The organism is Endobacter medicaginis, from assembly GCF_014192375.1.
GTDB lineage: Bacteria > Pseudomonadota > Alphaproteobacteria > Acetobacterales > Acetobacteraceae > Endobacter > Endobacter medicaginis.
On sequence record NZ_JACHXV010000006.1, the window covers coordinates 201,486 to 227,809 of the forward strand.

A 26,324-nucleotide genomic window follows, 5' to 3' on the forward strand; every position below is an offset into this window, starting at 1 on the left:
ACCGGAAGACCGCCCATGCCTCTGCTCGATCAGCTTGCCAGCCTCCTTGGCCCCTCCGGCCTTCTCACCGGTTCCGACATGACCGGCTTCGAGTCCGACTGGCGGGGGCTGTATCATGGCCGGGCAGCGGCGGTGCTGCGGCCGGCGGATACGGCGCAGGTGGCGCAGGCCGTGCGGCTGTGTGCCGCGGCCGGGGCGTCGATCGTGCCTCAAGGCGGCAATACCTCGATGGTCGGCGGTGCCGCACCCGACGAGAGCGGGGCGCAGTTCGTGTTGTCGCTGTCGCGGATGAACCGGGTCCGCGAGCTCGACCGCGCCGACATGTCGATCACGCTGGAGGCCGGCATGACGCTGAAGGCCGGGCAGGAGGCGGCGGAGGCGGCCGGGCTGATGCTGCCGCTGTCGATCAACGCCGAGGGCTCGGCGACCATCGGCGGCGTGCTGGCCACCAATGCCGGCGGCAACCTCACCGTGCGCTACGGCAATGCGCGCGATCTGGTGCTCGGGCTCGAGGTGGTGCTGGCGGATGGCAGCGTGTTCGAGGGGCTGCGGCGGCTGCGAAAGGACAATACCGGCTACTGCCTGCGCCAGCTCTTCGTCGGCAGCGAGGGCACGCTCGGCATCATCACCGCCGCGGTGCTCAAGCTCGCCCCCCGCCCGCGTCAGCGCGAGGTGGCGCTGTGCGCGCTGCCCACGGCGGAGGCGGCGCTGGCACTGTTCGGCCGCTTCCAGCAGCACGATCCGGGCGCGGTGCAGGCGTTCGAATACATGTCCGGCACCGGCATGGCGCTGGTCAACGCACTGATCCCCGGCGCAACGCTGCCGCTGGCCGAGCCGGCCGCGCATTACGTGCTGGTCGAGCTCGCCACCCCGCGCGAGGGCGGCGATCTGCGCGCCGGGCTGGAGAGCGTGCTGGAGGCGGCGATCGAGGCGGAGGAGGTGCTCGACGCGGTGCTCGCCGAGAGCGAGGCCCAGCGCCTGGGACTATGGATGCTGCGCGAGGAACATTCCGAGGCGCAGAAGCGCGCCGGCGCGTCGGTCAAGAACGACGTCTCGGTGCCGGTCTCGCGCATCCCGGCCTTTCTCGAGGAGGCGACCAGGGTCTGCGAGGCGATGGTTCCCGGCATCCGCGTCGCACCGTTCGGCCATATCGGCGACGGCAACATCCACTTCAATCTGGTGCAGCCCGAAGGCGCCGACCCGGCCGGCTTCCTCGCCCGCGACCACGCGCTGATGGATGCGGTCGGCGCGGTGGTGCAGCGGCTCGATGGCAGCTTCTCCGCCGAGCACGGGGTGGGCCGGCTCAAGCCCTACATGATGCCGCTGTGGCGTGGCGGAGCCGAGCTCGAGGCGATGCGGGCGATCAAGGCCGCCCTCGATCCGCAGCACCTGCTCAACCCGCTCGTGATGCTGCCTCGGCCGTGATGCGCCTTGCGGGCCTCGCCTGCTACCCGGTCAAGTCGCTGGGCGGGGTCATCGCGGATACGGTCACGCTGACCTCGCTCGGACTGGACGGCGACCGGCGCTGGGCGGTGATCGGTGCCGACGGCACCGTGCTGACCCAGCGCCAGTTCGCCCGCATGGCGGCGATCCGCGCCCTGCCGGGTGCCGGCGGCAGCCTCAGGCTGCACGCCCGCACCGGCATCATCGACATCGCCCCGCCCGTCGGCGAGCACGGCCGCGCGGAGGCGATCGTCTGGGGCACGCGGGTCGATACCGCCCTCGCCGCACCCGAGGCATCGGCGTTCCTCTCCGGGCTGCTGGACACGGAGGCGCGGCTGGTGCGTCTCGACCGCGAGGATGCGCGCCGTTGCGGCACCGCGCCGTCGGGGTCGACCGAATATACCAGCCTGGCCGACTCCCTGCCGGTGCTGGTCACCACCACCGGTTCGCTCGCCGCCCTCGGCTCGCTGCTGGCGCAGGCGGGGCTCGATGCGGTGCCGATGGACCGCTTCCGCGCCAATCTCATCGTCGAGCACGATACACCCTGGGCCGAGCACGGCTGGCGGGGCCTGCGCATCGGCGCGGCGGAGCTGCGCCTCGCCCACCCCTGCGAGCGCTGCCAGGTGCCGACCATCGACCAGCACACCGGCGAGGTGGACCCACGCAGCGCGGCGGCGCGCGGGCTGCTGCGGGTGCTGGCCGGCGCGGCGGGAATCGGCCGCAAGATGGTGTTCGGCGTCAATGCGGTGCCGGTGGCCTCGACCTGCCCCGCCACCCTGCATGTGGGCGAGCGGGTCACGGTCACCGGCTGAAACATCGTCTTCCAGGGCCCTGGGCTTTTGCCGCGACACGGCGGCGGCTAGATAGGGCCATGACTGCGCCCCACCCCCTGCTCGCCTTGAGCCGGATCGACCGCTACCTGCTGCGGCAGCTGCTGCTGGCGCTGCTGGTGACCACCGGCGGTCTGGCAGCGCTGATCTGGCTGACGCAGTCGCTGCGCTTCGTGACGCTGGTGGTCGATCACGGCCTGTCGCTGCGGGTGTTCATCCAGCTCACCGGGCTGCTGATCCCGGGCTTCATCGCGGTGATCCTGCCGATCACCACCTTTGTCGTGGTGCAATTCATCTACCAGCGCCTGTCCGGCGACCGCGAGCTGACGGTGATGCGCGCGACCGGCATGTCGCCGTTCGCACTGGCCCGCCCGGCGCTGATGACGGCGGCGGTCGCGGCGATCCTGTGTCTGATTCTCAATGTCTGGCTGGTGCCGGCCAGCTATCACCGCTTCCGCACCTATGAATTCGAGATCCGCAACCGCATGGCCGCCTTCCTGCTCCAGGAGGGCGTGTTCACCTCGATGTCGGACAACCTCACCGTCTATGTGCGCTCACGCGACCGCAGCGGGCTGCTGCACGGCATCCTGATCGAGGACGACCGCCAGCCCAATGCCCATGCCACCATCCTCGCCCAGACCGGCGCGCTGGTGACCACCGACGAGAACAGTGCGCCCCAGGTGGTGCTGTTCAACGGCTCGCGGCAGTCGCTCGATCACCGCACGGGCCGGCTCAACGTGCTGACCTTCCAGCGCAATACGATCGACCTCGCCTCCAACGGCAAGGGGTCCTCGCCCGAGCGCGACGCGGCCGAGATGTCGATCCCCGAGTTGCTGCACCCGCAGGGCATGAACTTCCACGACCGCGACCGCGGCAAGTTCGCCGTCGAGGCCAATCGCCGGCTGTCGAGCCCGTTCATGGCGCTCAGCTTCGCGCTGGTGGCACTGGTGGCGGTGCTCAGCGGCGGGTTTTCCCGGCATGGCAATATCTGGCGCCCACTCGGCGCGATCGGCATCGTCGTCGGGCTGCTCGCCGTCCAGCTCACCGTCCAGTCGATCGCCGCCGGTGCGATGGCGCTGATGCCGCTGGTCTGGGTGCAGGCGATCGCGCCGGGGCTGGTCTGTGCATGGTGGCTGTTCCGGCGCGACACGCCGGCCCCACGCCGCGCCGCCCGGCCGGCACACGCGGTGGCGGGTTGAGACGATGGGCGTCGCCGTCACCCTGTCGCTCTACATCGCGCGCCTGTTCACGCTGTCGGTGCTGGGCATGATCGCGGCCCTGACCGGGCTGGTCGGGCTGTTCGACCTGATCGACCTGCTGCGCCGGGCGTCCACGCGCGAGGATGTGGGTTTCGCGCTGGTCGCCCAGATCGCCGCCCTGCATGTGCCCTACTATGCGATCGAGATCATGCCGTTCGGCGTGCTGCTCGGTGGCATTGTCTGCTTCTGGCGGCTGACGCGCTCGTCGGAGCTCATCGTCGCGCGCGCCGCCGGTATCTCGGCATGGCAGTTCCTCGCCGCCCCGCTGGCCAGCGCGATGCTGCTCGGCATCATCTTCACCGGGGTGATCAGCCCGGTCTCCTCGGCAATGTACAGCCGCGCCGAACAGCTCGACCGCACCTGGCTGCGCTCCACCGGCGGCCCGCTCGCCACCAGCGGCGGGCAGCTCTGGCTGCGCCAGCTCGATCACGGGCTGGTGCCGGATGGGGTGGCGATCGTGCATGCGCGCCAGGTGCGGCTGGAGGGCAAGTCGCTCTACGTCACGGGCGCCAGCGTCTTCCGCCTCGATGGCGCCGACCGGCTGCTCAGCCGTATCGAATCGCCCCGGGCCGCCCTCGAAGGCGGGCAATGGGTGCTGCACGACGCCTCCACCATCGCCCCCGACAGCCTGCCGGTCCATGTGGGCACCATCGAGTTGCCGACCGACCTGACGGTCCGCCGCGTGCAGGAGAGCTTCGCCTCGCCGGATACGCTGTCGGTCTGGGCGCTGCCGGGCTTCATCCGTCTGCTCGACCGCTCGGGCTTTTCCTCGGTACGGCACCGGCTGCATTTCCAGTCGCTGCTCGCGCTGCCGCTGCTGGCCTCGACGATGTCGCTGGTGGCGGCGGGGTTCTCGATGCGGCCGGCGCGTCGCGGCGGTGTCGCACAGATGATCGGCAGCGGACTGGTCGCGGGCTTCGCCCTTTTCACGGTATCGAAGGTGGCCGAACAATTCGGCGAATCGGGTGCACTGCCGGCGATCATGGCCGCCTGGGCGCCCACAGGCGCGGGACTGCTGCTTGCGGTCGCCCTGCTGCTGCATCTGGAGGACGGCTGAGACCATGGCCCGCAAGCGACAGACGGCCATCCGCCGCAAGCCATTGCCCAAGCAGCGCCGGACCGCACCGCTTTGCACGCCTCCGGCCGAGGGCGTGCGTCGGGGCGTGCGTCTGCGACCCGCCCTGCTCGGCGGCGGCTACGCGCTCGGCGCTCTGGTCGCCCCCGGCGTGGCGCTGGCGCAGTTCGCCGTCCAGCACGGCCATGGCGGCGCGCCGGCGTCGCGCAGCGCACCCGTCACCTTTCGCGCCGACAATGTCGACTACGACAGCCATAACGGCCTCGTCACCTGGACCGGCCATGTCCAGATCTGGCAGAACGACCACATCCTGCGTGCCGATCGCGTCACCTACGACCGCAACACCGACGTCGCCGCCGCCTCCGGCCACGTCGCCCTCGTCGAGCCCGACGGACAGGTGGTGTTCTCCGACTATGCCGAGCTGACGCAAGGCATGCGCCAGGGCGTGATGGACAACATGCGCGCGCTGATGACGCAGAACGGCAAGCTCGCCGCCAACGGCGCGCGACGCACCGACGGGCAGATCAACGAGCTGTCACGTGTCGTCTACACTGCCTGCAAGGTCTGCGCGCAGCATCCCGAGACCCGGCCGTTCTGGCAGATCCGCGCCTATTCGGCGGTGCAGGACATCCCGCACAAGCGCATCGAGTACCAGGACGCCTATCTCGACATGTTCGGCGTGCCGGTGATGTATTTCCCGTTCTTCTCGGCGCCCGATCCGTCGGTACACCGGCAGAGCGGCTTCCTGATGGGCACGCTGTCGCCGCATGACGAACATCTCGGCACCTTCGCCACCCTGCCCTATTACTGGGTGATCAACGACAGCTCCGATCTGACCATCGTGCCGTTGCTGGCCACCCGCAAGGACCCGCAGCTCACGCTGGACTACCGCAAATCCTTCAATGACGGCGTGCTGCACGCGATCGGCGCGGTGGCTGGCGACGAGGGTGCGGTGCAGGCCTATCTGCAGGCGCACGCGCTGTTCGCGCTCAACAGCGTCTGGCGGGCCGGTGCGGACATCTCGCTGTCGACCTCGGCCAACTACATGCGCGACTACCGCGTGCCGGGCTACGGTGCGGACGTGCTCGGCTCGACCGCCTATCTCGAAGGCTTCGGCGTCGGCTCCTATGCTCGGCTGGACGGCACCGTGTTCCAGGGCCTCAACAAGGTCACCGTCAACGATTCCACCCTGCCGCTGGTGCTGCCGCGCTTCACCTACAGCTATTTCAGCCAGCCCGACGCGCTTGGCGGGCGGTTCTCGCTCGATTCCACCAGCTTCAACATCTATCGCCCCAACGGCGTCAGCGACGAGCGCTTCGCGGTCGGGCTGAACTGGGACCGGCCGTTTCACGACAGCCTCGGCCAGCAGTTCGTCTTCACCGCCCATGTCGACACGGGCGTCTGGAACGCCCGCAAGCTCGACCTGATCCCGGTCTATGGCACCACCAATGCGGCGACCACCGCGCGTGCCCTGCCCACCGTGGCCTTGAAGATGAACTGGCCGTTCGTGCGCAGTCTGCACAGCGGCGGCAGCCAGACCATCGAGCCGATCGTGCAGCTCGTCGCCGCCCCGCAATCAGGCAACTCGGTCAATGACAACATCCCCAACGAGGACAGTCTCGACTACGAGTTCACCGACGCGACCCTGTTCAACATCAACCGCCACCAGGGCGTCGACCGTCTCGACGGCGGCGCGCGCGCCAATGTCGGGCTGCACGGCAACTGGACGTTCAAGGGCGACCAGCAGCTCGACGCGCTGATCGGCCAGTCCTACCAGGCGCATGTGGACCGCAACCAGGTGCCCGACAGCGGCCTCGAGCACCCGATCTCCGATTTCGTCGGCCGGCTCAGCTACACCCCGGCGAGCTGGCTGGACATGACCGCGCGCGGCCGTTTCGATCCGAAGAACGGCAACACCCATTTTGCCGACGGGCTGGTCAGCGTCGGCGTGCCGCTGCTGCGGGTGAGCGGCGGTTACACCTACAACAGCCACGACATCTATTATTACTACGACAACAACTACCGGCTGAGCACGATCAACCCGAATTACTACGTTCCCCGCAACGAGATCACCCTCGGCACATCGTCGGTCTGGCGTGAATACAGCCTCAACACCTTCGCCCGTCGCGACATCGAGCGCGGCCGCATGGTCGCACTGGGCGCCAATGCCGGCTACACCAACGACTGCTTCAGCTTCCACATCAGCTATGTGAAGCGCTACACGACCATCAACGGCGACACCGGCGACCAGTCGATCCTGTTCACCTTCACCTTCAAGACCCTGGGCATCTTCGCGGTGAACGGCTGAGGGGCCATCTCGAAGCTCCCGGCACCGTGCCGCGCAGACACATTCCCAAACCGGCCGCGAAGGACTATTCGGATGGGCGTTCGCGAGGCCGGCCTGGTTCCATGACTGAAAGACCCGTTTGCATGTCCCTGTTCCGCTCCGCCACACGGCGCCCGACCCTGCTGGCGGCGACTGCGATCCTGGCCGGGTGGAGCGCGGGGGTGGCCTTCGCCCAGCCGGCGCACCATCACCATCACCAGCCTGCCGCCGCAGACGCAGCACCGGCGCCAGGCGATGCGATGCCGGACAGCGGCGGCAAGACCGACACGGCCAAGCCGATGGTCGCCGACGACGAGATCGCGGCGGTCGTGGACGGCAACGTCATCACCAAGCGCGACGTCGACAATCGCGGCCGGCTGTTCGCGATGTCGACCGGGCTGCCGCTCAGCGAGGAGGTCCTGGCCCGTCTGCGCCCGCAGATCACCCGCCAGCTCATCGACGAGCGGCTGAAGATGCGCGAGATCCTCAACCGCAAGATCATCATCTCCACCAAGGAGATCGCCGGCACGATCGACGACATCGAGAAGCGCAACGGCATGGAGCCGGGCTCGCTGCGCCGGCGCCTGAGCGGGCTCGGGGTCGATTTCAACACGCTGATCGACCAGGTACGCGTGCAGCTCGGCTGGTCGCACGTGCTGCGCCAGGAACTCGCCGACCGCGCCCGTATCAGCGAGGACGACATCGAGCAGCGCGAGGCCGCGCTCAAGACCGAGGACGGCCAGCCGGAGTGGAACATCGGCGAGATCTTCGTCCCGATCGAGGATCCCGCCCACCAGAACGACGCCCAGACCTTCGCCGCCACCGTCATCAAGCAGCTTCGCGCCGGCGCGCCCTTCGCCGTGGTCGCTGCCGAATTCAGCCAGGACCAGAGCGCGCTCGAGGGCGGCGCGCGCGGCTGGGTGGGGGCCGACAGCCTCGACCCGCAGGTGGTGTCGCTGCTCAACGAGATGCCGGTGGGGGCGATCTCCGATCCGGTCCGCGTCGCCGGCGGCTACGAGATCGTCACCCTGCGCGGCAAGCGCACGGTGGGTCACCAGATGGCCAACATCCTGTCGCTGCGCCAGGCCTTCTTCCCCTTCACCAGCGCGCTGAACCCGCAGGCGCCCACCCCTCAGCAGCGCGACACGCTGGTCAAGGCCGCAGCCCTGAGCAAGTCGGCGCATGATTGCGGCGCCATCGAGGCCGCCAACGCGGCGAACGGCAACATCCGGCCCGCCAATCCCGGCGAGGTCGAGGCCGACCGGCTCAACCCGGCGATGCGCGCCGTGGTCGACAAGCTGGCCATCAACGAGGCCAGCCGGCCGCTGGTCTCCGGAGACGGCATCGCGGTGCTGATGGTGTGCGCGCGCGACCAGAAGAACCTCGCCACCCAGTCGCGCGAGGAAATCGCCGACCAGCTCCTCGGCGAGCGTGTGGAAATGGCCTCGCGCCAGTTGCTGCGCGAGCTGCACCGGCGCTCGGTGATCGAGATCCGCAATTCCTGAGCGCCTCCGCCCGACGCTGGCGGAGGCGATCGCGCGGCACGGGCTCGACGCGCGCAAGTCGCTCGGCCAGCACTTCCTGCTCGACCCGTCGATCACCGGCCGCATCGCCGCCCTGCCCGGGCCGCTCGAGGGGCGTCACGTCGTCGAGGTCGGGCCCGGCCCGGGCGGTCTGACCCGCGCACTGCTCGATGCCGGCGCGGCCTCGGTCACCGCGATCGAGGTCGATCCCCGCGCGGCCGCGCTGATCGGCGAGCTGGCCGCGGGGGAGGACGGGCGGTTGCGGCTGATCGAGGCCGATGCGACCCGGCTCGATCTCGCCGGCCTGACCGGCACGCCGCGCCAGGTGGTGGCCAATCTGCCCTACAATGTCGGCACGCCGCTGCTGGTCGGCTGGCTGCGCCAGGCGGCGCTGTGGGAACGGCTGACGCTGATGTTCCAGCTCGAGGTCGCCGAACGGATCTGCGCCGCACCGGATACCGATGCCTATGGGCGGCTGGCGGTGCTCGCCCAATGGGTATGCACCACGGATATCGTGCTGCGCGTGCCGCCGGGCGCCTTCGTGCCGCCACCGAAGGTCTGGTCGGCGGTGGTCAGGCTGACGCCCCGTGAGAAGCAGCCCGACCCGGTGCTGTTCGGCGCCATGGAGCGTCTGACGGCAGCCGCCTTCGGGCAGCGCCGCAAGATGCTGCGCGGCGCACTGGCGGGCCTGGGTGGCGAGGCGCTGCTGGAGCGCGCCGGGATCGATCCGCGGCGGCGGGCGGAGACGCTGTCGGTGGCGGAGTTCGAGCGCCTGGCAGGTTGTCTCGTGTCCTAACCCAGCGAGGCGGCCTTGCTCTCGGCAACGCTGCGCCGCTCGGTGGCCGCACGCTCGGCCTCGAACAGATAGTCGCGGGTGAACGGCACGGCATCGATCCGGCGGGTGAGCTGGAGCTGGAAGTTCATGTGGCCCTGGCGGCGGAAGGCGAGTTCCGAGCCGCAGAGATAGAGTTCGAACATCCGGCAGAACCGCTCGTCGTGCATCGATGCGACGGTGTCGCGGTTGGCGGCGAAGCGCCGGCGCCAGTGCTCGATGGTGCGCGCATAGTGCAGCCGCAGCACCTCACAGTCGGTCATCCACAGGCCCGAGCGCTCGACGGCGGCCAGCGTTTCGCTCAGGGCGGGCGAGTAGCCGCCGGGGAAGATGTATTTCTCCAGCCAGGCGTTGGTCGCCCCCGGCCCGTCCATCCGCCCGATCGAATGCACCAGGGCGACGCCGTCGGGCACGAGCGCATCGCGGATGGCACCGAAATATGTCTCGAAATGGCCAACCCCGACATGCTCGAACATGCCCACGGAGACCACGCGGTCGTAGGTCTCGGTCAGGGTGCGGTAGTCGCGGAGCTGGAACTCCACCTGGCCGGCCAGCCCGGCGCTCTCGGCGCGCGAGCGTGCCTCGTTGAGCTGCTCGGTCGACAGGGTGATGCCGGTGACGGTGACACCGTAGTCGCGTGCCAGCGTCAGCGCCATGCCGCCCCAGCCGCAGCCGATGTCGAGCACGCGCAGACCGGGGCGATCGAGCTTCAGCTTGGCGGCGATGTGATGCTTCTTGGCTTCCTGCGCCTCCTCCAGCGTCTCGTCGCCGTGAACGAAGTAGGCGCAGGAATACTGGCGGTCGCGATCGAGGAACAGGGAGTACAGCCGCCCGTCGAGATCGTAGTGATGCGCGACATTCCGCCGCGAGCGTCGCTCGGGGTTGAACTGGGACACGCCGCGCTTGAGCCAGCGCCAGCCTCCTTCGAGGCGCATGCCGGGGTGGCCGCCGGCCACCGCGTTGATCATCAGCAGCTCGACCAGCTCGTAAAGCGGGCCGTCGAGCGGGACCAGGTCGTCGTCCATGTAGGCTTCCCCGAACGACAGGCCGGGGTTGACGAGCAGGGCACGCACCGCGCGTTCGTTGCGCAGGTGGACGCCGGCGGTCGGTGTGCCCGAACCATAGCTGCGATAGCTGCCGTCCGGCAGCCGCACCCGCAGCGTGCCGCGCCGGATGAACAGGCGAAGAAAGATGTCGAGCAACCTGATCATCCCGCGCGCCTCCAAGTCCGGGTCGGATCATGAGCGAGCCTGCCGGACGGGTCAAAACCCAACGATGGCGACGGACAAGAAAAAACCCCGCAAGGCCGGAGCCTTGCGGGGTTTTTTCTTCAGCGGATGACGCCGGGCTCAGCCGGCGGCAGCCTCCTCGCCCTGCGCCTGGGCACCGAAATCGTCGCCGAGCTGCTCGGCGACATAGGCGCGACCCTCGTCTTCCTCGACGGCGACGGTCTCGCCGCGCGCCTGGCGTTCGGCTTCCTCGACCGAGCGGGCGACGTTGACGGTGACCTTGATCACCACTTCCGGATGCAGCACCACGCGGACCTCGGACAGGCCGAGGGTCTTGATGGGCTGGTCGAGCTGCACCTGGCCCCGGTGGATCGAGAGCCCCTCGCTGGTCGCCGCATCGGCGATGTCGCGAGTGGTTACCGACCCGTAGAGGCTGCCGGAATCGCCAGCCTGACGGATGACGACGACGGAGAGCTCGCCGATGCGGGCGGCGACGGCCTCGGCCTCTTCGCGGCGCTGGAGGTTCTGCGCCTCGAGATTGGCACGCTCACGCTCGAAACGCTCCTTGTTGGCGGCGTTCGCACGGATCGCCTTGCCCTCGGGGAGCAGGAAATTGCGGGCATAGCCGGGCTTCACCTTCACGGTGTCGCCCATCTGGCCCAGCTTCTCGACGCGCTGGAGGAGAATGACTTCTACGGCGGACATGGTCTCTTTCTCCCCTCAGTTCAGAACATAGGGGAGCAGGGCGAGGAAGCGGGCGCGCTTGATCGCCTGCGCCAGCTCGCGCTGCTTCTTCGCCGACACCGCGGTGATGCGGCTCGGCACGATCTTGCCGCGCTCCGACAGGAAGCGCGACAGCAGGCGGACGTCCTTGTAATCGATCTTCGGCGCGTTCGGACCCGAGAACGGGCACGACTTGCGGCGACGATAGAAGGGACGGCGCGCGCCGACCGCGGTGCGGCGGGCGGCGGGATTGATTTCGGTGGTCTCGGACATCGTCTCGCCCCTCACTCGTCGTTCAGATCGCGGCCGCCGCGCGGACCTTCGTCACGGGCGCGGAATTCCTCGCGATCGTCATAGCCGCGCTTGCCGCCACGGCCGCTGTCGAAGCGCCCGGCGGGCTTGGGCCCGCGGAAGCCGCGCTCGCGATCGTCGCCCTTGCGCGCCAGGATGGCGGAGGGGGCATCGTCGATCTCGTCGACGCGGATGGTCATGAAGCGCAGGATGTCCTCGTTGAGGTTCAGCTGACGTTCCATCTCGACGATGGAGGCCGGCGGCGCCTCGAGGCCGAGCAGCATGTAATGGCCCTTACGGTTCTTCTTGACCCGATAGGCCAAGCTGCGCAGGCCCCAGTATTCGCGCTTGCGGACTGCACCGCCATCGCCCTCGACCTGAGCGGCGACGAGGTCGGCGATCGCCTCGACCTGCTGCTGCGTGACATCGTTACGTGCGATCAGCACGTGTTCATAAAGCGGCATGTGTTCTCCCTTCGGCTGGTTCAACCCGATGCCGCGCGCGGGGATCCGGCGTGGTGCCTTCCTGAAGAAGGCGCGGGTATAGCCGCGGACGTGCCATGTCCGCGGCAGGGAAGTCGGGGCTTCAATCACATCTGGTGGCGCCGTTCAAGTGGAATCCTCCCGAAATAGGCACCTTCCGGAGGTCTGGACGCTCGGGTAGACTGTCATGACTGCGGCGTCCGTGCCATCGGTGGCCGTGCCTCCGGTAGCACTCTGGGAGCATCAATGACCGATTCTGGCACATGGTCTGAGGCGCACGATCCCCAGACCTATCTGACGCAGCGACATGCCAGCCCCAAGGGTGTCAGATACGGCTTCGTGCTGATCGCCTGCGCCCGTTGGGAAGAGGCCCACATCTGCGAGTGGCTGGACTATCACCGCTCGATCGGGTTCGACCATGTCTATCTGTACAGCAACGACGACAGCCCGGTGACACTTTACGAGCGCCTGCTTCCCTATCTCCAGGGCCCCGAACCGTTCGTCACCTACCGCCACTACGCGTATTCCGGGCAGCAGCTTGCGATCTACCGTGACGCCCTCCAGCGCTTCAGCAACGAAGCGGGATGGGTGATGATGCTCGATATCGACGAGTTCCTCTGCCTGCCGGGCGTGGACAATATCGGCCGCTTCGTCGCCGATTTCGAGTCCAGGACCGATGCCATCTACTTCAACTGGAAGACCTTCGGCACCAGCGGCTTTGCCAGGCGGCCGGCCGGGAGCGTGCTGCTGAACTACACCGCGACGGAGGGCATCGTCTCGCCCTTCACGAAGGTGCTGATCCGCTCGTCGGCCATTCCTTACGCGGCGCTGCACGACAAACCACACGTCGCGATGATGCACGATTGGGCCGAGGCCGGGCCGGAACTGCGGCTGTGCAACGTGCTGGGTGATTCGATGACCCATTACTATCGGCAGTGGCCCGTCGATGCCTGGGCCTACCTGCGGGAGGGCGACACCAACGAGCGCATCCGCCAACGTGCCTATGTGGCGCATTTCTCCATGAAATCGGACGAGGACTTCGACCGGCGCGTGGCGCGCGGGCTGAAGGGCGAGTTCCTTGTCGAGAGCATGTGGGGCAAGCTGACCCAGGCGGAGCGGCAGGAATTCCACGACCGCACCAATGCGGTCACGGACACTTACCTGCGCGATTACTGGCAGTCATATCTCGACCAGGCGTATGCCTACAGCAGCTTCGAGGCGTCGCCCTGGCCGCTGGTGTCGGAAGGCTGCCAGGCCACGCAGAGTTCGATCATCGCCCCGCATGCCGAACGCCGCAGCATTGAACAAGATGCCGCCAGCGTGCTGAACGAGGCCCCCACCGGCCGGCCGCACAATCACACCGACCGGGAGGTCGATCCGTGGTGGCGCGTGGACCTCGGCAGGGTGGTCGAGCTGCGAGAGGTGCGCCTGTTCAACCGGCTCGACACGGCCCTCGAACGCGTCGCCAACATCCGCATCGAATACGCCCTCGACGACATCGAATGGCAGACGCTGCTCGTCAAGACCGACGGCGAGATCTATGGCGGCCTCGATGGAACGCCCTTCAGGGTCCTCGTCGAGGGCCCGCTGGCGGTCCGTTTCGTGCGCGTGACGGTGCTGGGCGACACCTATCTTCATTTCGACCGTATCGAGATTTTCGGGACCGATGTTCCCGACGACCGGCTGGCGACACAGGATGCCGGCCGGTCGGAACATAAAGTGCATGTCGTTTCGTAATTTCGCCCGGGCCTTCTCTCAATGACCTCGATCACGCCCACCATCCGCGTCAAGCTGCCCGGCAACCCGGGCAACATGATGTTCATGTATCTTGCCGCACTGTCGATCCGGAACACGCTCGGGCGCGGACAGGTCCATAACGTCAGCATCCCGATGTTCGACATCTCGCTGCCCGACATCGACCTGCATGGTCGCGCGGGGCTGCATCTTCGCGAGGCCGGGGAATTCACGTCTCGGGGGTTGCTGCCTTTCGACACCATCTCGGCGCTGTGCAGGGCCAACCAGCCCGATTTCATCCAGATCGAAGGCTATTGCCAACACGTTGGCAACCTGCCCCGCCGCGACAGTGTCGATTATGCGGCCATCTTTCCGCACCCTGCCCTGCCGGTCGCCGGAGGGGCCGACGACGAGCTGGTCATCAGCATCCGTGGCGGCGAGATTTTGCGCGACATCGCACATCCGGACTATGTGCAGGTGCCGATCGACTTCTACGCCGACATCATCCGGCAATCAGGACTGAAGCCCGTCTTCTTCGGCCAGCTCGGCGACAATCCGTATTGCGACCGGCTGAGGAAGCGTTTTCCCGATGCGATCTTCCGGGCCGGCACGAACGCTGCCGCCGATTTCGATTTCATCCGGCGCTCCGTCAACATCATTCCGAGCGTCAGCACCTTCGCCTGGCTCGCGGCGTGGCTGTCGGATGCCCAGCGGATCTTCATGCCGGTGCTGGGCCTGCTGAATCCGTGCCAGCATCGACAGGGCATGTTCATCCCCTATGGGGACGAGCGCTTCCGCTACTTCCTGTTCCCCCACACCTACTGGACCGATATCGATCGCCAGGAGCACAGCGAGCGGGCGCTGGCCGGAAGCTGGCAGGCCGTCGACGAAACGACGATGCGGCTGATCACCGAGCGAAGCTGCACCACGCCGAGGCGCATCGATGACTACGCCAGGTGGCTGGATCTCGATTACTACGTATCGGCGAATCCCGGTCTGGCAGCGCTGCGAACGCAATATGGCGACTGCGCGGTCTACAACCACTATCTTGAACATGGCTTCGCGAGCGGCCACCCGCCATTGCGTCTCGACCCCGAGTGGTACTGCCTGGCCTATCCGTCCGCCGCCGCGGCACTTAGCCGCAACGAATTCCACGACGCGCTTCACCACTTTGTCGCCAGCGGCGCGGCGCTGGGCTACCGTCCCGTCCGGTCCGGCGATCCGGGCAAGCGGGCATGAGCCAGTCCGTCGCGCCGCACGGAACGGGCCGCATCGCCGTCGCCGTGATCGTCAAGAACGAGGCGACGGAACTCGCCTACTGGCTCGCCTGGTATCATCTGCTCGGCGCGGACACGATCTTCGTCTTCGACGACGGCTCGACCGATGGCACGGCCGAGATTGCCGAGGATGCGGGCAGGATGTTCGACGTCCGGGTGCTGCGGCTGTCGCGGCGCTCCGAGCGCTACGAGCTACGCCAGCGCGACTGCTATCTGAACATGCTGCAAAACCACCGCGACGAGTTCGAGTGGATCGGGTTCTTCGATGCCGACGAGTATCTCGCGTTCTACAAGGACGGAAAGATCTGCCTCGGCGGTCTTCGCGAGCGCCTCGACAGCGTCGATGCGGATGTCGGTGCGATGGCATTCCACTGGTGCAACTACGGCAGCAGCGGATGGGTCATCGCCAATGGCGGGCCATCCTTCGCCACCTATGTTCATCACGCCGATCCCGCAACGGGCATCAATCGGCACGTGAAGTCCTTCGTTCGGCCGGGACTGTGGTGCGGCGGCTGGATGAACGTCCACAAGTTCGATGTGGGCAACAGCCGTTACGTCTATCCCAATGGCCGCGACGTCCAGTGGGAACGCGACGGGATCACGCTGGCCGAGGTCGACTGGACCGATGCCCGGGTGATGCATTTCCAGCTCCGCAGCATGGAGCATTTCGTCGACAGGATGAAGAAGCGCATGGACCTCGTGCCATCGCCCGCGCTCTTCGATGCGATGGACTACGCGGAGATGACCGACCTGCGTGCATCCGAGCTGGCGGCGAAGGTTCTCGAGCTGGTCCGGAGCATCGACCGGCTGACGGTGGAGCGCGTCATCGCCGGACTGTCGGTCGATACGGCCGCACAGCCATCAGCCGTGTCGGCCACGGCATCCGCAACGATCGCAAGCGGGATCACGGTGCGCGAGGTGGTCAGCGATTTCGGTCATCTCGTAGCGCTCGATACGCATGACGGACTGGTATCGCGACGCGACGACCATCCGGCGTTTCCGCTTGCCTGCCTGACCCTGTCCTCGCTGCCCGACACCGCCTTCCTGCTCTGGGCGGAAGGACCGGGCGGCTGGCCCTATGTCGAGGGCGATTTCCGCACCACCAGAATGCGGCGCTATCTCCTCGAGGATCATTACGACGATTTCTCGTTCCGCAATCCCGAAACCCGGCGCATCCTCGGCGTGAAGCCGCCGGAGAACGGCGGTGCCGTGATCGGCGATGTCGTGCGGGCCCAGGCGTGGGAACGCTTCAGGCTGCGACCGCCGGGCGAAGCGCTGGCGCGGTGGCTGGAATCGGACAACGGCATCGCGCTGCTGCGATCGATCACCGGCGAGGTGGCGCTGCCGTCGATCCTCCCCGAGGCCGCCCTGCCGCTGTTCGACATGCTGCCGATCATCGCAGCCAGCATGTCGCCGGCGCGGCGCGCGGCTCTGGTCTCCGCGCTTGGCGCGACGGCGCGCCGGGTGACCTGAGCCGCGCGCCGCACCGGCGTCTCCGAGATCGGGGCGGCTAGGGTCGGCTATCATGCGGCTGACCTGCAATGCCGTCACGCCGTCAGGCCAGATCGCCATACGGCCGGGCGCGGACCAGCACCGGAAGGGTAAGCCGTGCGGCCTTCACTTTTGATGATCATCTCCCTCGCCGCGGCGGCCGGCCCGGCGCTCGGCCAGCCGGTGTTCTCGCGCGCCGGCGACGGACAGTTCAACACGATCACCGGCCGCTCGACGGCGGCGCTGCCGAATGCGGTGGCGCGGACACTCGCGGATCATTTTGCGGATGTGGTGAGCATACGCGACTTTGGCGCCAGATGTGACGGTGTCACCGATGACAGCGCGGCCGTGCAGACCGCGCTCAATGTCGCGTCAGGCATGGGCTATGCCAAGGTCACCGTGCCGCGGGGAAGCTGCCTGATCGGAACGGCCATCAGCCTGTCGATCGGCGCGTCGAGCGGTGTCTTCCTCGAGGGCAGCAACGGATCGACACTTCTGTTTCCAGGCGGGGTCGACGGTCCCTCGATCGCCCTCAACGCAGGCACTGCCACGTTTTCCGCGGCAAACCTGCGGTTCATCCGGTTGTCCGACGGCAAGGGCGCGGTCGGCACAGGGCTGAGCATTCGCGCGGCATCCGGCGTGGTCAACTCCATACCGACCCATCTCACCAATCTGAGCTTCATGGGCCTCAACCGGGCCGATACCTGGAATGTCGGGCTGTCGCTGGTCTCGCTGGTCAATCCGACCATCGATGCGCTGAACGTGCAGCAGCCCGATGCCACGATGCAGGCCAGCGGCCCGGTCGGCATGATCATCCAGGGCCTGTCGAACCAGCAGTTCGCGATCGACGCGAAGATCAGCAACTCGACCTTCCAGGGCGGCCATATCAACCTTCAGCTGATCGGCTCGGTGCAGGGTGTGTTCATCACCAACAGCGAGGGCATCGGATCGGACTATGGCATCTATGGTGTCGATGACGGCACGCACTATGCAGAACTGGCGACGGTCAACAATTCACATTGGAACAACACCACCGCCGGCATCTACCTCAGCAACTGGAACGAGAACAACATCAGCAACAATCTCTTCCTGCATTTCAATCCGGTCGCATCGGGCAACTATGGAGCCGTGCAGCTCCTCTCCAGCGGCTACAACACGCTGACCGCCAACACCACCAATGGCGGCGGCGTCGGCTCGGAGACATTCGCCCGCATTACCAACGGTCAGTTCGAGGTGGTCAGCAACAACGCCGTGGTGTTCCTCAACGGACCGTGCTTCGATCTCGGGACTTCGATCAGAAACGCCACCATCTCCGCCAACACCTGTTCGGGGGTGAGTGTCTCGACCCCGGCCGTACTGCCCACCGGCAGCGGAATCGTGATGAGCGGCAACGGCTATAATGGCAACGTCGGCGACATGGGCCTCGACGGCAACGGCAACATGCAGATCGCGGGCTCGGCCGTATTCTCGCCGCAACTGGTGCTGACGAACGCCGGCAATGCCAGCCTGAGCTTCCGCGACGGCAATGGCGCGCTCCGCTCGGCGATCAATGGCAACAAGGACGGGACGGTGAATTTCGGCGGCGGCAGCCCGGGCGTGACGCTGGCCGCTGCCGGACAGGCGCTTGGCTTCTATGGCCACGCCACGGCCGCCCAGACCGTGGTGACGGGAGCGAGCACCAGCAGTTCCACCCTCAACCAGATCCTCACCGCACTCGCGGCGACCGGGCTGGTCGGAGATACCAGCACCCACAGCAACGACTTCACCTCGACGGGCAACCTGTTCTCCAGCGCCAACATCTATCCCGGCAACGGAGGCGCGCTGATCCTGCGCGACAGCGCCGGGTCCGCCGCCTATCTGTCGCCGGACAGCACCGGTGGCGCGATTCTGGGCAGTCTCAAAAGCGGCGGCACCGCACGACTCCAGACCAGCGTGATCACCGCCCAACAGCAGCTCAACCTGCCCACGACGGCCTCCGTGCCGAGCACCGCCAGCCCGACTGTCACCGGCACCACCTCGCTGCTGGTCGACACCGCCGACAGCAAGCTCTGCGCCCTGATCGGATCGACCTGGAAATGCACGACCCTGCAATAGCGCCGCATCCGGCCGATACCAGCGATCAGACCCGCAGCGAGGCGGGGATGCGCAACCCGAGACTGTCGGGAATGTCCCAGATCTCGCGCACCTGCCGGATCCTGCGGAAACCCGCCGCCTCGTAGAGCGGCAGCGCGCGGGGATGATCGGCGGTGCAGGTATTGACCCGCAGCGCCGACGGGTTCTGCCGCCAGGCGCTCTCGATCGCCGCCTCCAGCAGTGGCCGGCCGGCGCCGCGGCCGATCATCGACGGCATCAGACCGAAATAGGACAGGTTGATGTCCGCGCCGCGTCGCTCGAGTTCATAGAACCCGGCCGGGCTGTCGCCGTTATAGAGGACGTGCAGCGACCAGCCCGGCGCTCGCATCACCGCCCTGATATCCTCGTCGGGCAGGATGCGACGCAGCCACCAGCAATAATCGGCACCGACCGCGTCGTAGAGATCGCGGTAGAACGCGACCGGAACCGCCTGCGCCACCTCGAGGCGAAGACCCTCGGGCAGAGGCGCCGCCGGGCGCGGGAGCGGGCGCGACATGCGCAGGAAAGTGACCTCCACGACGATCCGGATCGTCCCGGACGGACCCTGCCGCGCCAGGCCACGCATTTCGCCCACCCGGTCAGTCGTCGAGGAAGCTGCGCAGCTTGCGGCTGCGGGAGGGGTGCTTGAGCTTGCGCAACGCCTTGGCCTCGATCTGGCGGATGCGCTCGCGGGTGACGTTGAACTGCTGGCCGACTTCCTCGAGCGTGTGGTCGGTGTTCATGCCGATGCCGAAGCGCATGCGCAGCACGCGTTCCTCGCGCGGGGTGAGCGACGAGAGCACGCGCGTGGTGGCCTCGCGCAGATTGGCCTGAATGGCCGCATCGAGCGGGATCACGGCCGCCTTGTCCTCGATGAAGTCGCCGAGATGGCTGTCTTCCTCATCGCCGATCGGCGTCTCGAGCGAGATCGGCTCCTTGGCGATCTTGAGCACCTTGCGCACCTTCTCGAGCGGCATGCCGAGTTTCTCGGCCAGCTCCTCGGGGGCGGGCTCGCGGCCGATCTCGTGCAGCATCTGGCGCGAGGTGCGCACCAGCTTGTTGATCGTCTCGATCATGTGCACCGGAATGCGGATCGTGCGCGCCTGGTCGGCGATCGAACGGGTGATCGCCTGGCGGATCCACCAGGTGGCATAGGTCGAGAACTTGTAGCCGCGGCGGTATTCGAATTTGTCGACCGCCTTCATCAGGCCGATATTGCCTTCCTGGATCAGGTCGAGGAATTGCAGCCCGCGATTGGTGTATTTCTTGGCGATCGAGATCACCAGCCGCAGGTTGGCCTCGATCATCTCCTTCTTGGCGCGCGCCGAATCGCGCTCGCCACGGCTGATGGTCTGATAGACGCGGCGGAACTCGCTGATCGGCAGGCCGGAATCCTGTGCCACCTCGGCGATGCGGCCGCGCAGCTGAGCCGCTTCCTCGGCATGCTTGGCGACGAATGTCTTCCAGCCCTTGCCGGGCAACGCCGAGACAGTCTCGATCCAGGCCGGGTCGAGCTCATGGCCGCGATACTTGAGCAGGAAGTCGTCGCGGCCGATCTTGCAGCTCTCGGCCAGGCGCAGCAGCTTGCCCTCGGCCGCGTTGAGCCGCTGGTTGATCTGCTTGAGGTAAAGGACCAGCTCCTCGATGCGGTTATTATGCAGCCGCACGCGCTCGACGAGCTGCACCAGCTCCTCGCGCTGCTTCTCGTAGCTCTTCTCCGAACGGTCGGAGATCACCGCACCGGCGGTCAGCGTGTCGAGACGCTTTGCCTGCACCTTGTGCAGCTTCTTGTAGAGGCTTTCGATTTCCTCGAACTGCGCGAGCACCTCGGGCTTGAGCTTCTCCTCGAGTGCGGAGAGCGACAGGCCAGCGCCCTCGCCATCCTCGCCCTCGTCCATGTCGTCGCCACCGCGCGGGGCGTCGAACGCCGCCGGCTCGGCAGCCTCGCCCTCGGACTCGCTGTCGCCTTCGGCCTCCTCGGTCGGAGCGCCCCCGGACTGGGTGGCCTCGAGGTCGATGATGTCGCGCAGCAGCATGTTGCCGGCCTTGAGCCGGTCATGCCAGGAGATGATCGCACGGAAGGTGAGCGGGCTCTCGCACAACCCGCCGATCATCTCGTCGCGGCCGGCCTCGATGCGCTTGGCGATGGCGATCTCGCCCTCACGCGACAGCAGTTCGACGCTGCCCATCTCGCGCAGATACATGCGCACCGGGTCATCGGTGCGGCCGAGGCTCTCCTCGTCGAGATTGCCGGTCTTTTCCTCTTCCTCCTCGCCCTCGGCGGGCTCGGGGCGGGCGGCGGCCTCGCCGTCTTCCTGTTCCTCGTTCTCGACGACCTGGATGCCCATCTCGGACAGGGTCGCCATCACGTCCTCGATCTGCTCCGACGACATCTGGTCGGGCGGCAGGACGGCATTGAGCTCGTCGAAGGTGATGTAGCCGCGTTCCTTGCCGCGCGCGATCAGGCGCTTCACGGCCGCAGACTGGACATCCAGCAATCCGGTATCGACATCCGCATCGCTGGATGCGGTCTCAGTGCTCGCGGCTGTCTTGGTGGCCATCGCCGAACTCATCCCCGATCCTCAACCCTCAAATCCAACCCGGTGGCCGAAGGTTGCATCGACCACCGCGCCTACCGGCGCTCTTCGCCTCAGGCGTCCTCGCCCTGTTCGCCCCGTGCCAACGCCTCTCGCGCCGCGCAGAGTGCCACCAGCCGGCGCTCCGAAGCGGCGTCGAATGACGCGGACATGGCCGCGCGTGCCGCATCCACCTCCGCGTCGAGCCGGTGGCGGCTGACAAGCGCGAAGAAGTGCCACCACCCCGCCGCGGCCTCCGCCGGCATCGCCCCCTCCCGCGCCTCGCTCGGCAGTGGGTAGGGCGACGAGGCGAGAACATCGGTCGCGACCGGCGCTAATCCGGCTGAGTGCAGGTGGTCCATGAGGGCGTGCGAGTCAAGTTCCCGTGTCTCCGCCGCCCAGTCAAACAGTGCCGCGCGCAGCCGGGCGAGGCCTTCGGGCAACACCAGACCGGCGTACGCCTCCTCGAGATCGTGCAGCAGCGACGGATGGCGCAGCAGGATCGCGGTCATCGCCCGCAGCCGCTCGGCATCGGAACCGCCGGGCCGCATCACCGGCCGCGTGCCGATCAACGCGGGCGCAAGGTCCGGATCGCCGCGACCGCCGCCCCGGCGCGGACGCGACGCGACCGGCGGCTGGCGGTCGGAGCGCTTGTGGAAGGTGGTCCAGAACCTGTCGCGCAGCAGGCTGCGCACTTCCTGGGCCAAAGCGCGGTCGCCGATCGCCGACGCCGCCGCATCGAGCCGGGCCCGAAACGCGGCGCGCCCCTCGGCACTGTCCTCGCCGCCCTCGCGCAGCAGGTCGAACAACGCCTCGGACACCGGACTCGCCGCGGCGAGCAACGGCTCGAACGCCGCCCGGCCGGAGGCGCGCAGCATGCTGTCGGGATCCTCGCCGGGGGGCAGCCGGATGATGCGCAGGGAGCGTTCCGGGGTCAGCAGCGGCAGCGCGACCTCGACCGCGCGCCGCGCCGCGCGGGTTCCGGCGGCATCGCCGTCGAAGCACAGCACGGGCACCGCCGCCGCCCGCCACAACAGCTCGATCTGTTCGGATGTCAGCGCCGTACCGAGCGGTGCCACCGCCACCAGCCCGGCCTGGTGCAGGGCGATGACATCCATGTAGCCCTCGACCACCAGCAGCGCCGGTGGCCGCACCCCTGGCGGGCGTGGCGCCCGCAAGGCCGCGAGCGCACGATCGAGGCCGAACAGCGTGCGTCGCTTGGAGAACAGCGCCGTCTCCGGACCGTTGAGGTATTTCGGCTGGCCATCGCCCAGCAGGCGACCGCCGAAGCTGGTCAGCACGCCGCGCCGGTCATGGATCGGGAAGGTGACGCGGTTGAAGAACAGCTCGCCGCGTACCGATCCGTCCTCGCCCAGACGCATCAGTCCCGAACCGGCGATCATCTGCCGTGAGAATCCGGCCTTCTCCAGCAGTGCGACCAGTCCGCCGCGCCCGTCGCCGGACCAGCCGAGGCCGAAGCCGGCGATGGTGCCCTCCGACAGACCCCGCCGGCGCAGATACTCGCGCGCCGGCGCCCCCTCGGCCGTGTCCAGCCGGCGGCGATACTCGGTCTGGGCGGCGGCGAGCACGTCGGCGAGGCCGAGGCGTCGCTCTTCCGCCTCGCGGTCGCGCGGCGCCTGTTCGGGCACCTCCAGCCCCGCCTCCGCGGCCAGCGACTTCACCGCATCGACGAAGCTCGCCCCCTGGCTGTGCATGACGAAGCTGATCGCATCGCCATGCGCGCCGCAGCCGAAGCAGTGATAATGGTCGTCATAGACATAGAAGCTGGGCGATTTCTCGCCGTGAAAAGGGCAGCAGGCCTTCCAGTTGCGCCCGGAGCGCACCAGCCGCGTGCGCCGCCCGATCACCTGCGACAGCGGGGTGCGGGCGCGCAACTCGTCGAGGAAGGCGGGGTCGAAGGCCACCCGTCAGCCGGCCCTGTCTCAGGCCAGCTTCGATTTGACCAGCGGCGAGGCGCGGGCCATGTCGAGGGCGGCGCCGTGGCGCGACTTCAGTTCGGCCATCACCTTTCCCATGTCCCTGGCACTCGCAGCCCCGGTGGCGGCGATCGCCTGGTCGACGGCCTCGGCGAGGGCCGCCTCGTCCATCGCCTTGGGCAGGAAGCCCTCGATCACAGCGATCTCGGCCTCCTCCTTCTCGGCGAGTTCCGGCCGGCCGCCCTGACGGTACATGCCGGCCGATTCGGTGCGCGACTTCACCATGCCGCGCAGCATGCCGATCACCTCGTCGTCGCCCACCTTGTCGATGCCCTTCGGCCGGGCGGCGATGTCGACGTCCTTCAGCCGGGCAGCGATCATGCGCAGCGTCGAGACGCGCGGCTGGTCGCCGGCCTTCATCGCCGTCTTGAGAGAATCGGTGAACTGGTCGCGCAGCGCCATGAGCGTCGTCTTCTTTCCTCTTGTGTGGCCGGACGGGAAACCTTTTCCCAACCCAGCCATGCGTCGCAAACCGGGAAGAAATTTCCCAATTTACTTTCCCGGCCATCGTTGTGGCCGCTATATAGAGTGCATGAGCGATGTCGACAGCATCATCGAACGGATCGGCGGCGCGGCCGCGGTGGCGTCTCTCACCGGCGTCGGGCTCGAGGCGATCCGCAAATGGCGCCAGAGCCGGGCGATCCCGGCGAAGCACTGGCCGAAGCTGATCGAGGCCAGCGGCCTCGGGCTGGACGCCTTCACCCCTTCCCAACCCGCGCAGGAGCCCGGCATGACCGATCCCGAATCCTCTGTTCCGCCAGGGGCGACTGCCGCGCTGGTGCTCGCCGACGGATCGGTGTTCTGGGGCCGTGGCTTCGGTGCCCATACAGGTCCCGACGGCGAGGCGATCGGCGAGCTGTGCTTCTCCACCGGGCTGACCGGCTATCAGGAGACCCTCACCGACCCGTCCTTCGCCGGGCAGATCATTACCTTCACCTTCCCGCATATCGGCAATGTCGGCACCAACGAGGCCGATCTCGAGGCCGCCACGATCGCCGCACGCGGGCTGGTGGTGCGGGCCGACGTTACCGCGCCGTCGAACTGGCGCAGCACGCAGACGCTCGATGCGTGGCTCAAGCGCCAGCGTATCCCCGGCATCGCCGGCGTCGATACCCGCGCCGTCACCCTCGCCCTGCGCGAAGGCGGCCCGCAGACCGCGGTGCTGGCCTATCCGGCCGACGGACGCTTCGACCTCGCAGCCCTGCGCGCCCGCGCCGCCGCCTGGCCCGGGCTGGAGGGAATGGATCTAGCGAAGGAGGTCTCCTGCCGGCAGAGCTATCACTGGTCCGAGGCACGCTGGGACTTCAGTGGCGCTGCAGCCCCGGCACCGCGGCACAAGGTGGTGGCGGTGGATTATGGCGCAAAGCGCAACATCCTTCGCTCGCTGGTGACGGCGGGCTGCGACGTCACCGTGGTGCCGGCCACCGCCACCGCGGAGGATATCCTCGCCCATCAGCCGGACGGGGTGTTTCTCTCCAACGGCCCCGGTGATCCGGCGGCGACCGGCGCCTATGCGGTGCCGGCGATCCGCGGCGTGATCGACAGCGGCACGCCGGTGTTCGGCATCTGTCTCGGCCACCAGCTCCTCGCCCTCGCCCTTGGAGCGCGCACCTACAAGCTGCCGCAGGGCCATCGCGGCGCGAACCAGCCGGTCAAGGATCTCGCCACCGGCAAGGTGGAGATCACCAGCCAGAATCACGGCTTCGCAGTCGATGGCGACAGCCTGCCGGACGGCGTCGAGGTCAGCCATGTGAGCCTGTTCGACGGCAGCAACGAGGGGCTGCGCTGCACCGACCGCCGCGTGTTCTCGGTGCAGTATCATCCGGAAGCGAGCCCCGGACCGTCCGACAGTGCGCATCTGTTCGACCGCTTCGTCGCCCTGATGGACGCGGATTGAGCATGTTTACTGAAGTATATGACGCAGGTCGTATATTTCCGTAAACTTCATTCACATGGATCCGATCCGCAACCCCTTCGTGCCCGGCGCCGGGGCCGCACCGCCCGAAATCGCAGGGCGCGAGCGGTTGATCGGCCGTGCCGAGATCGCGCTGCGCCGCGCCCTGCAGGGACGCCCGGCGAAGAGTTTCATCGCCGTCGGCCTGCGCGGGGTCGGCAAGACGGTGGTACTCAACCGGGTCCGCAACCTCGCCGATGAGCTCGGATACCGCTCCTGCGCGATCGAGGCGCAGGAGGCGAAATCGCTGCCCGAGCTGCTGATCCCGCACCTGCGCCGGATGACGCTGGAACTCGACCGGATCGGCGCGCTGTCGGAACACGTCAAGCGCGCGCTGCGGGTGCTGAAAAGCTTCACCACCGGGCTGAAGGTGCGTTACGGCGACCTCCAGCTCGACGTGCAGGCCGAGGCCGGCGTGGCCGACAGCGGCGATCTCGAAGCCGACCTGCCGGAGCTGATCGCCGCCCTCGGCCGGGCTGCGAAGGCGCGCGAGACCGGCATCGCGCTGGTCATCGACGAGATCCAGTTCCTCGGCGAGCGCGACATGAGCGCACTGATCATCGCCATGCACCGCGTGATGCAGGAGCAGCTTCCCGTGGTGATGGTCGCGGCCGGGCTGCCGCAGGTGGTCGCATTGTCGGGCCGGTCGAAATCCTATGCGGAGCGGCTGTTCGACTACCCCGCACTGGGCGCGCTGTCGGACGAGGATGCGCGCACCGCCCTGGTCGAGCCGGCGCGGCGCGAGGAGGTGGCATTCTCCGACGCCGCACTGGACGCGATCCTGCGCATCACCGAGGGCTATCCTTATTTCCTCCAGGAATGGGCGTATCAGGCCTGGAACGTCGCCGAGGGTCCGGTGATCGACGCGGCCGACGTCAGTGAGGCCACCGGTGCGGCGATCGAGCAGCTCGATGGCAGTTTCTTCCGCATGCGCTACGAGCGGCTGACGCCGCGCGAGCGCGCCTACTGCCAGGCGATGGCTGAACTCGGCCCCGGCCCGCACCGTTCCGGCGACATCGCGGCACGGCTCGGCCTGCGGGTGCAGACGGTCGGCCCGCTGCGCCAGAACCTGATCCGCAAGGGCATGGTCTACAGCCCGGCCCATGGCGATACCGCCTTCACCGTTCCGATGTTCGACCAGTACCTGCACCGTCTCCAAGGCCATTGAGG

The 26,324-nt window shown here is 67.7% G+C and carries 21 protein-coding genes; 13 read left to right on the top strand and 8 right to left on the bottom strand.

The window, feature by feature from the left end:
- Positions 1-15 precede the first annotated feature (15 nt).
- From FHR90_RS10165 to rsmA, 7 genes are all read left to right on the top strand, one after another.
- Complete coding sequence (locus FHR90_RS10165; protein ID WP_176625753.1) at positions 16-1,425, top strand: FAD-binding oxidoreductase; 1,410 nt, start codon at positions 16-18, stop codon at positions 1,423-1,425.
- Entirely contained in the window at positions 1,425-2,255 is an 831-nt protein-coding gene (locus FHR90_RS10170) for an MOSC domain-containing protein (protein WP_246330192.1), read from the top strand. The genes FHR90_RS10165 and FHR90_RS10170 overlap by 1 nt, the downstream gene beginning before the upstream one ends.
- Before the next feature lie 59 nt (positions 2,256-2,314).
- Positions 2,315-3,472, top strand: coding sequence for an LPS export ABC transporter permease LptF (gene lptF / locus FHR90_RS10175; RefSeq protein WP_176625820.1), 1,158 nt, complete (start codon positions 2,315-2,317; stop codon positions 3,470-3,472).
- Positions 3,473-3,476: 4 nt separating this feature from the next.
- A complete protein-coding gene (gene lptG / locus FHR90_RS10180) occupies positions 3,477-4,589 on the top strand; it encodes an LPS export ABC transporter permease LptG (RefSeq protein ID WP_176625822.1) in 1,113 nt (370 codons plus the stop codon).
- A 4-nt stretch (positions 4,590-4,593) separates the two neighbouring features.
- Positions 4,594-6,915, top strand: a complete 2,322-nt coding sequence (locus FHR90_RS10185; RefSeq protein WP_183275171.1) for an LPS-assembly protein LptD — start codon at positions 4,594-4,596, stop codon at positions 6,913-6,915.
- Between the two features lie 122 nt (positions 6,916-7,037).
- Positions 7,038-8,438 (top strand): peptidylprolyl isomerase, encoded by a 1,401-nt coding sequence (locus tag FHR90_RS10190; protein ID WP_176625120.1) that lies wholly within the window; start codon positions 7,038-7,040, stop codon positions 8,436-8,438.
- Positions 8,431-9,252: a 16S rRNA (adenine(1518)-N(6)/adenine(1519)-N(6))-dimethyltransferase RsmA gene (gene rsmA / locus FHR90_RS10195; protein ID WP_183275196.1), complete on the top strand. Its 822-nt coding sequence runs from the start codon at positions 8,431-8,433 to the stop codon at positions 9,250-9,252. Before FHR90_RS10190 ends, rsmA begins: the two co-directional genes overlap by 8 nt.
- On the opposite strand, the gene FHR90_RS10200 is transcribed toward rsmA, so the two are convergent.
- The 4 genes from FHR90_RS10200 to rpsF all read right to left on the bottom strand — a co-directional run bounded on the left by FHR90_RS10200 (position 9,249) and on the right by rpsF (position 11,995).
- Positions 9,249-10,499, bottom strand: coding sequence for an SAM-dependent methyltransferase (locus FHR90_RS10200; protein ID WP_176623319.1), 1,251 nt, complete (start codon positions 10,497-10,499; stop codon positions 9,249-9,251). The two genes, rsmA and FHR90_RS10200, sit on opposite strands and share 4 nt — an antisense overlap.
- A gap of 138 nt (positions 10,500-10,637) precedes the next feature.
- On the bottom strand, positions 10,638-11,222 hold the full coding sequence (gene rplI, locus FHR90_RS10205) for a 50S ribosomal protein L9 (RefSeq protein ID WP_176623317.1): 585 nt from the start codon (positions 11,220-11,222) through the stop codon (positions 10,638-10,640).
- Between the two features lie 15 nt (positions 11,223-11,237).
- Positions 11,238-11,513: a 30S ribosomal protein S18 gene (rpsR, locus tag FHR90_RS10210; protein ID WP_176623315.1), complete on the bottom strand. Its 276-nt coding sequence runs from the start codon at positions 11,511-11,513 to the stop codon at positions 11,238-11,240.
- 11 nt (positions 11,514-11,524) lie between these two features.
- The gene (gene rpsF, locus FHR90_RS10215) at positions 11,525-11,995 is read right to left on the bottom strand and encodes a 30S ribosomal protein S6 (protein ID WP_176623313.1); all 471 of its coding nucleotides are present in this window, start codon (positions 11,993-11,995) and stop codon (positions 11,525-11,527) included.
- Between the two features lie 264 nt (positions 11,996-12,259).
- Here rpsF and FHR90_RS10220 point away from each other — a divergent pair, with 264 nt between their 5' ends.
- The 4 genes from FHR90_RS10220 (at position 12,260) to FHR90_RS10235 (ending at position 18,609) form a co-directional block, all read left to right on the top strand.
- Positions 12,260-13,750 (top strand): glycosyltransferase family 2 protein, encoded by a 1,491-nt coding sequence (locus FHR90_RS10220; protein WP_176623311.1) that lies wholly within the window; start codon positions 12,260-12,262, stop codon positions 13,748-13,750.
- Positions 13,751-13,771: 21 nt separating this feature from the next.
- Entirely contained in the window at positions 13,772-14,986 is a 1,215-nt protein-coding gene (locus FHR90_RS10225) for an O-fucosyltransferase family protein (protein WP_176623310.1), read from the top strand.
- Entirely contained in the window at positions 14,983-16,497 is a 1,515-nt protein-coding gene (locus FHR90_RS10230; protein WP_183275172.1) for a glycosyltransferase family 2 protein, read from the top strand. Before FHR90_RS10225 ends, FHR90_RS10230 begins: the two co-directional genes overlap by 4 nt.
- Before the next feature lie 153 nt (positions 16,498-16,650).
- Positions 16,651-18,609, top strand: a complete 1,959-nt coding sequence (locus FHR90_RS10235; protein ID WP_176624312.1) for a glycoside hydrolase family protein — start codon at positions 16,651-16,653, stop codon at positions 18,607-18,609.
- A 25-nt stretch (positions 18,610-18,634) separates the two neighbouring features.
- On the opposite strand, the gene FHR90_RS10240 is transcribed toward FHR90_RS10235, so the two are convergent.
- The 4 genes from FHR90_RS10240 to FHR90_RS10255 form a co-directional block, all read right to left on the bottom strand.
- Positions 18,635-19,213 carry a GNAT family N-acetyltransferase gene (locus FHR90_RS10240; RefSeq protein WP_176624310.1) on the bottom strand — a complete coding sequence of 193 codons (579 nt, stop codon included), beginning with the start codon at positions 19,211-19,213 and terminating at the stop codon, positions 18,635-18,637.
- 13 nt (positions 19,214-19,226) lie between these two features.
- Positions 19,227-21,188 carry an RNA polymerase sigma factor RpoD gene (gene rpoD, locus FHR90_RS10245; RefSeq protein ID WP_176624308.1) on the bottom strand — a complete coding sequence of 654 codons (1,962 nt, stop codon included), beginning with the start codon at positions 21,186-21,188 and terminating at the stop codon, positions 19,227-19,229.
- 89 nt (positions 21,189-21,277) lie between these two features.
- The gene (gene dnaG / locus FHR90_RS10250; RefSeq protein WP_183275173.1) at positions 21,278-23,128 is read right to left on the bottom strand and encodes a DNA primase; all 1,851 of its coding nucleotides are present in this window, start codon (positions 23,126-23,128) and stop codon (positions 21,278-21,280) included.
- 18 nt (positions 23,129-23,146) lie between these two features.
- On the bottom strand, positions 23,147-23,602 hold the full coding sequence (locus FHR90_RS10255; protein WP_176621811.1) for a GatB/YqeY domain-containing protein: 456 nt from the start codon (positions 23,600-23,602) through the stop codon (positions 23,147-23,149).
- 130 nt (positions 23,603-23,732) lie between these two features.
- Between FHR90_RS10255 and carA the strand changes: the two genes are divergently transcribed.
- Both carA and FHR90_RS10265 read left to right on the top strand, forming a co-directional pair.
- Positions 23,733-25,097, top strand: a complete 1,365-nt coding sequence (gene carA / locus FHR90_RS10260) for a glutamine-hydrolyzing carbamoyl-phosphate synthase small subunit (RefSeq protein WP_176621810.1) — start codon at positions 23,733-23,735, stop codon at positions 25,095-25,097.
- A 55-nt stretch (positions 25,098-25,152) separates the two neighbouring features.
- On the top strand, positions 25,153-26,322 hold the full coding sequence (locus FHR90_RS10265) for an ATP-binding protein (RefSeq protein ID WP_176621809.1): 1,170 nt from the start codon (positions 25,153-25,155) through the stop codon (positions 26,320-26,322).
- The last annotated feature ends 2 nt before the right edge of the window (positions 26,323-26,324 follow it).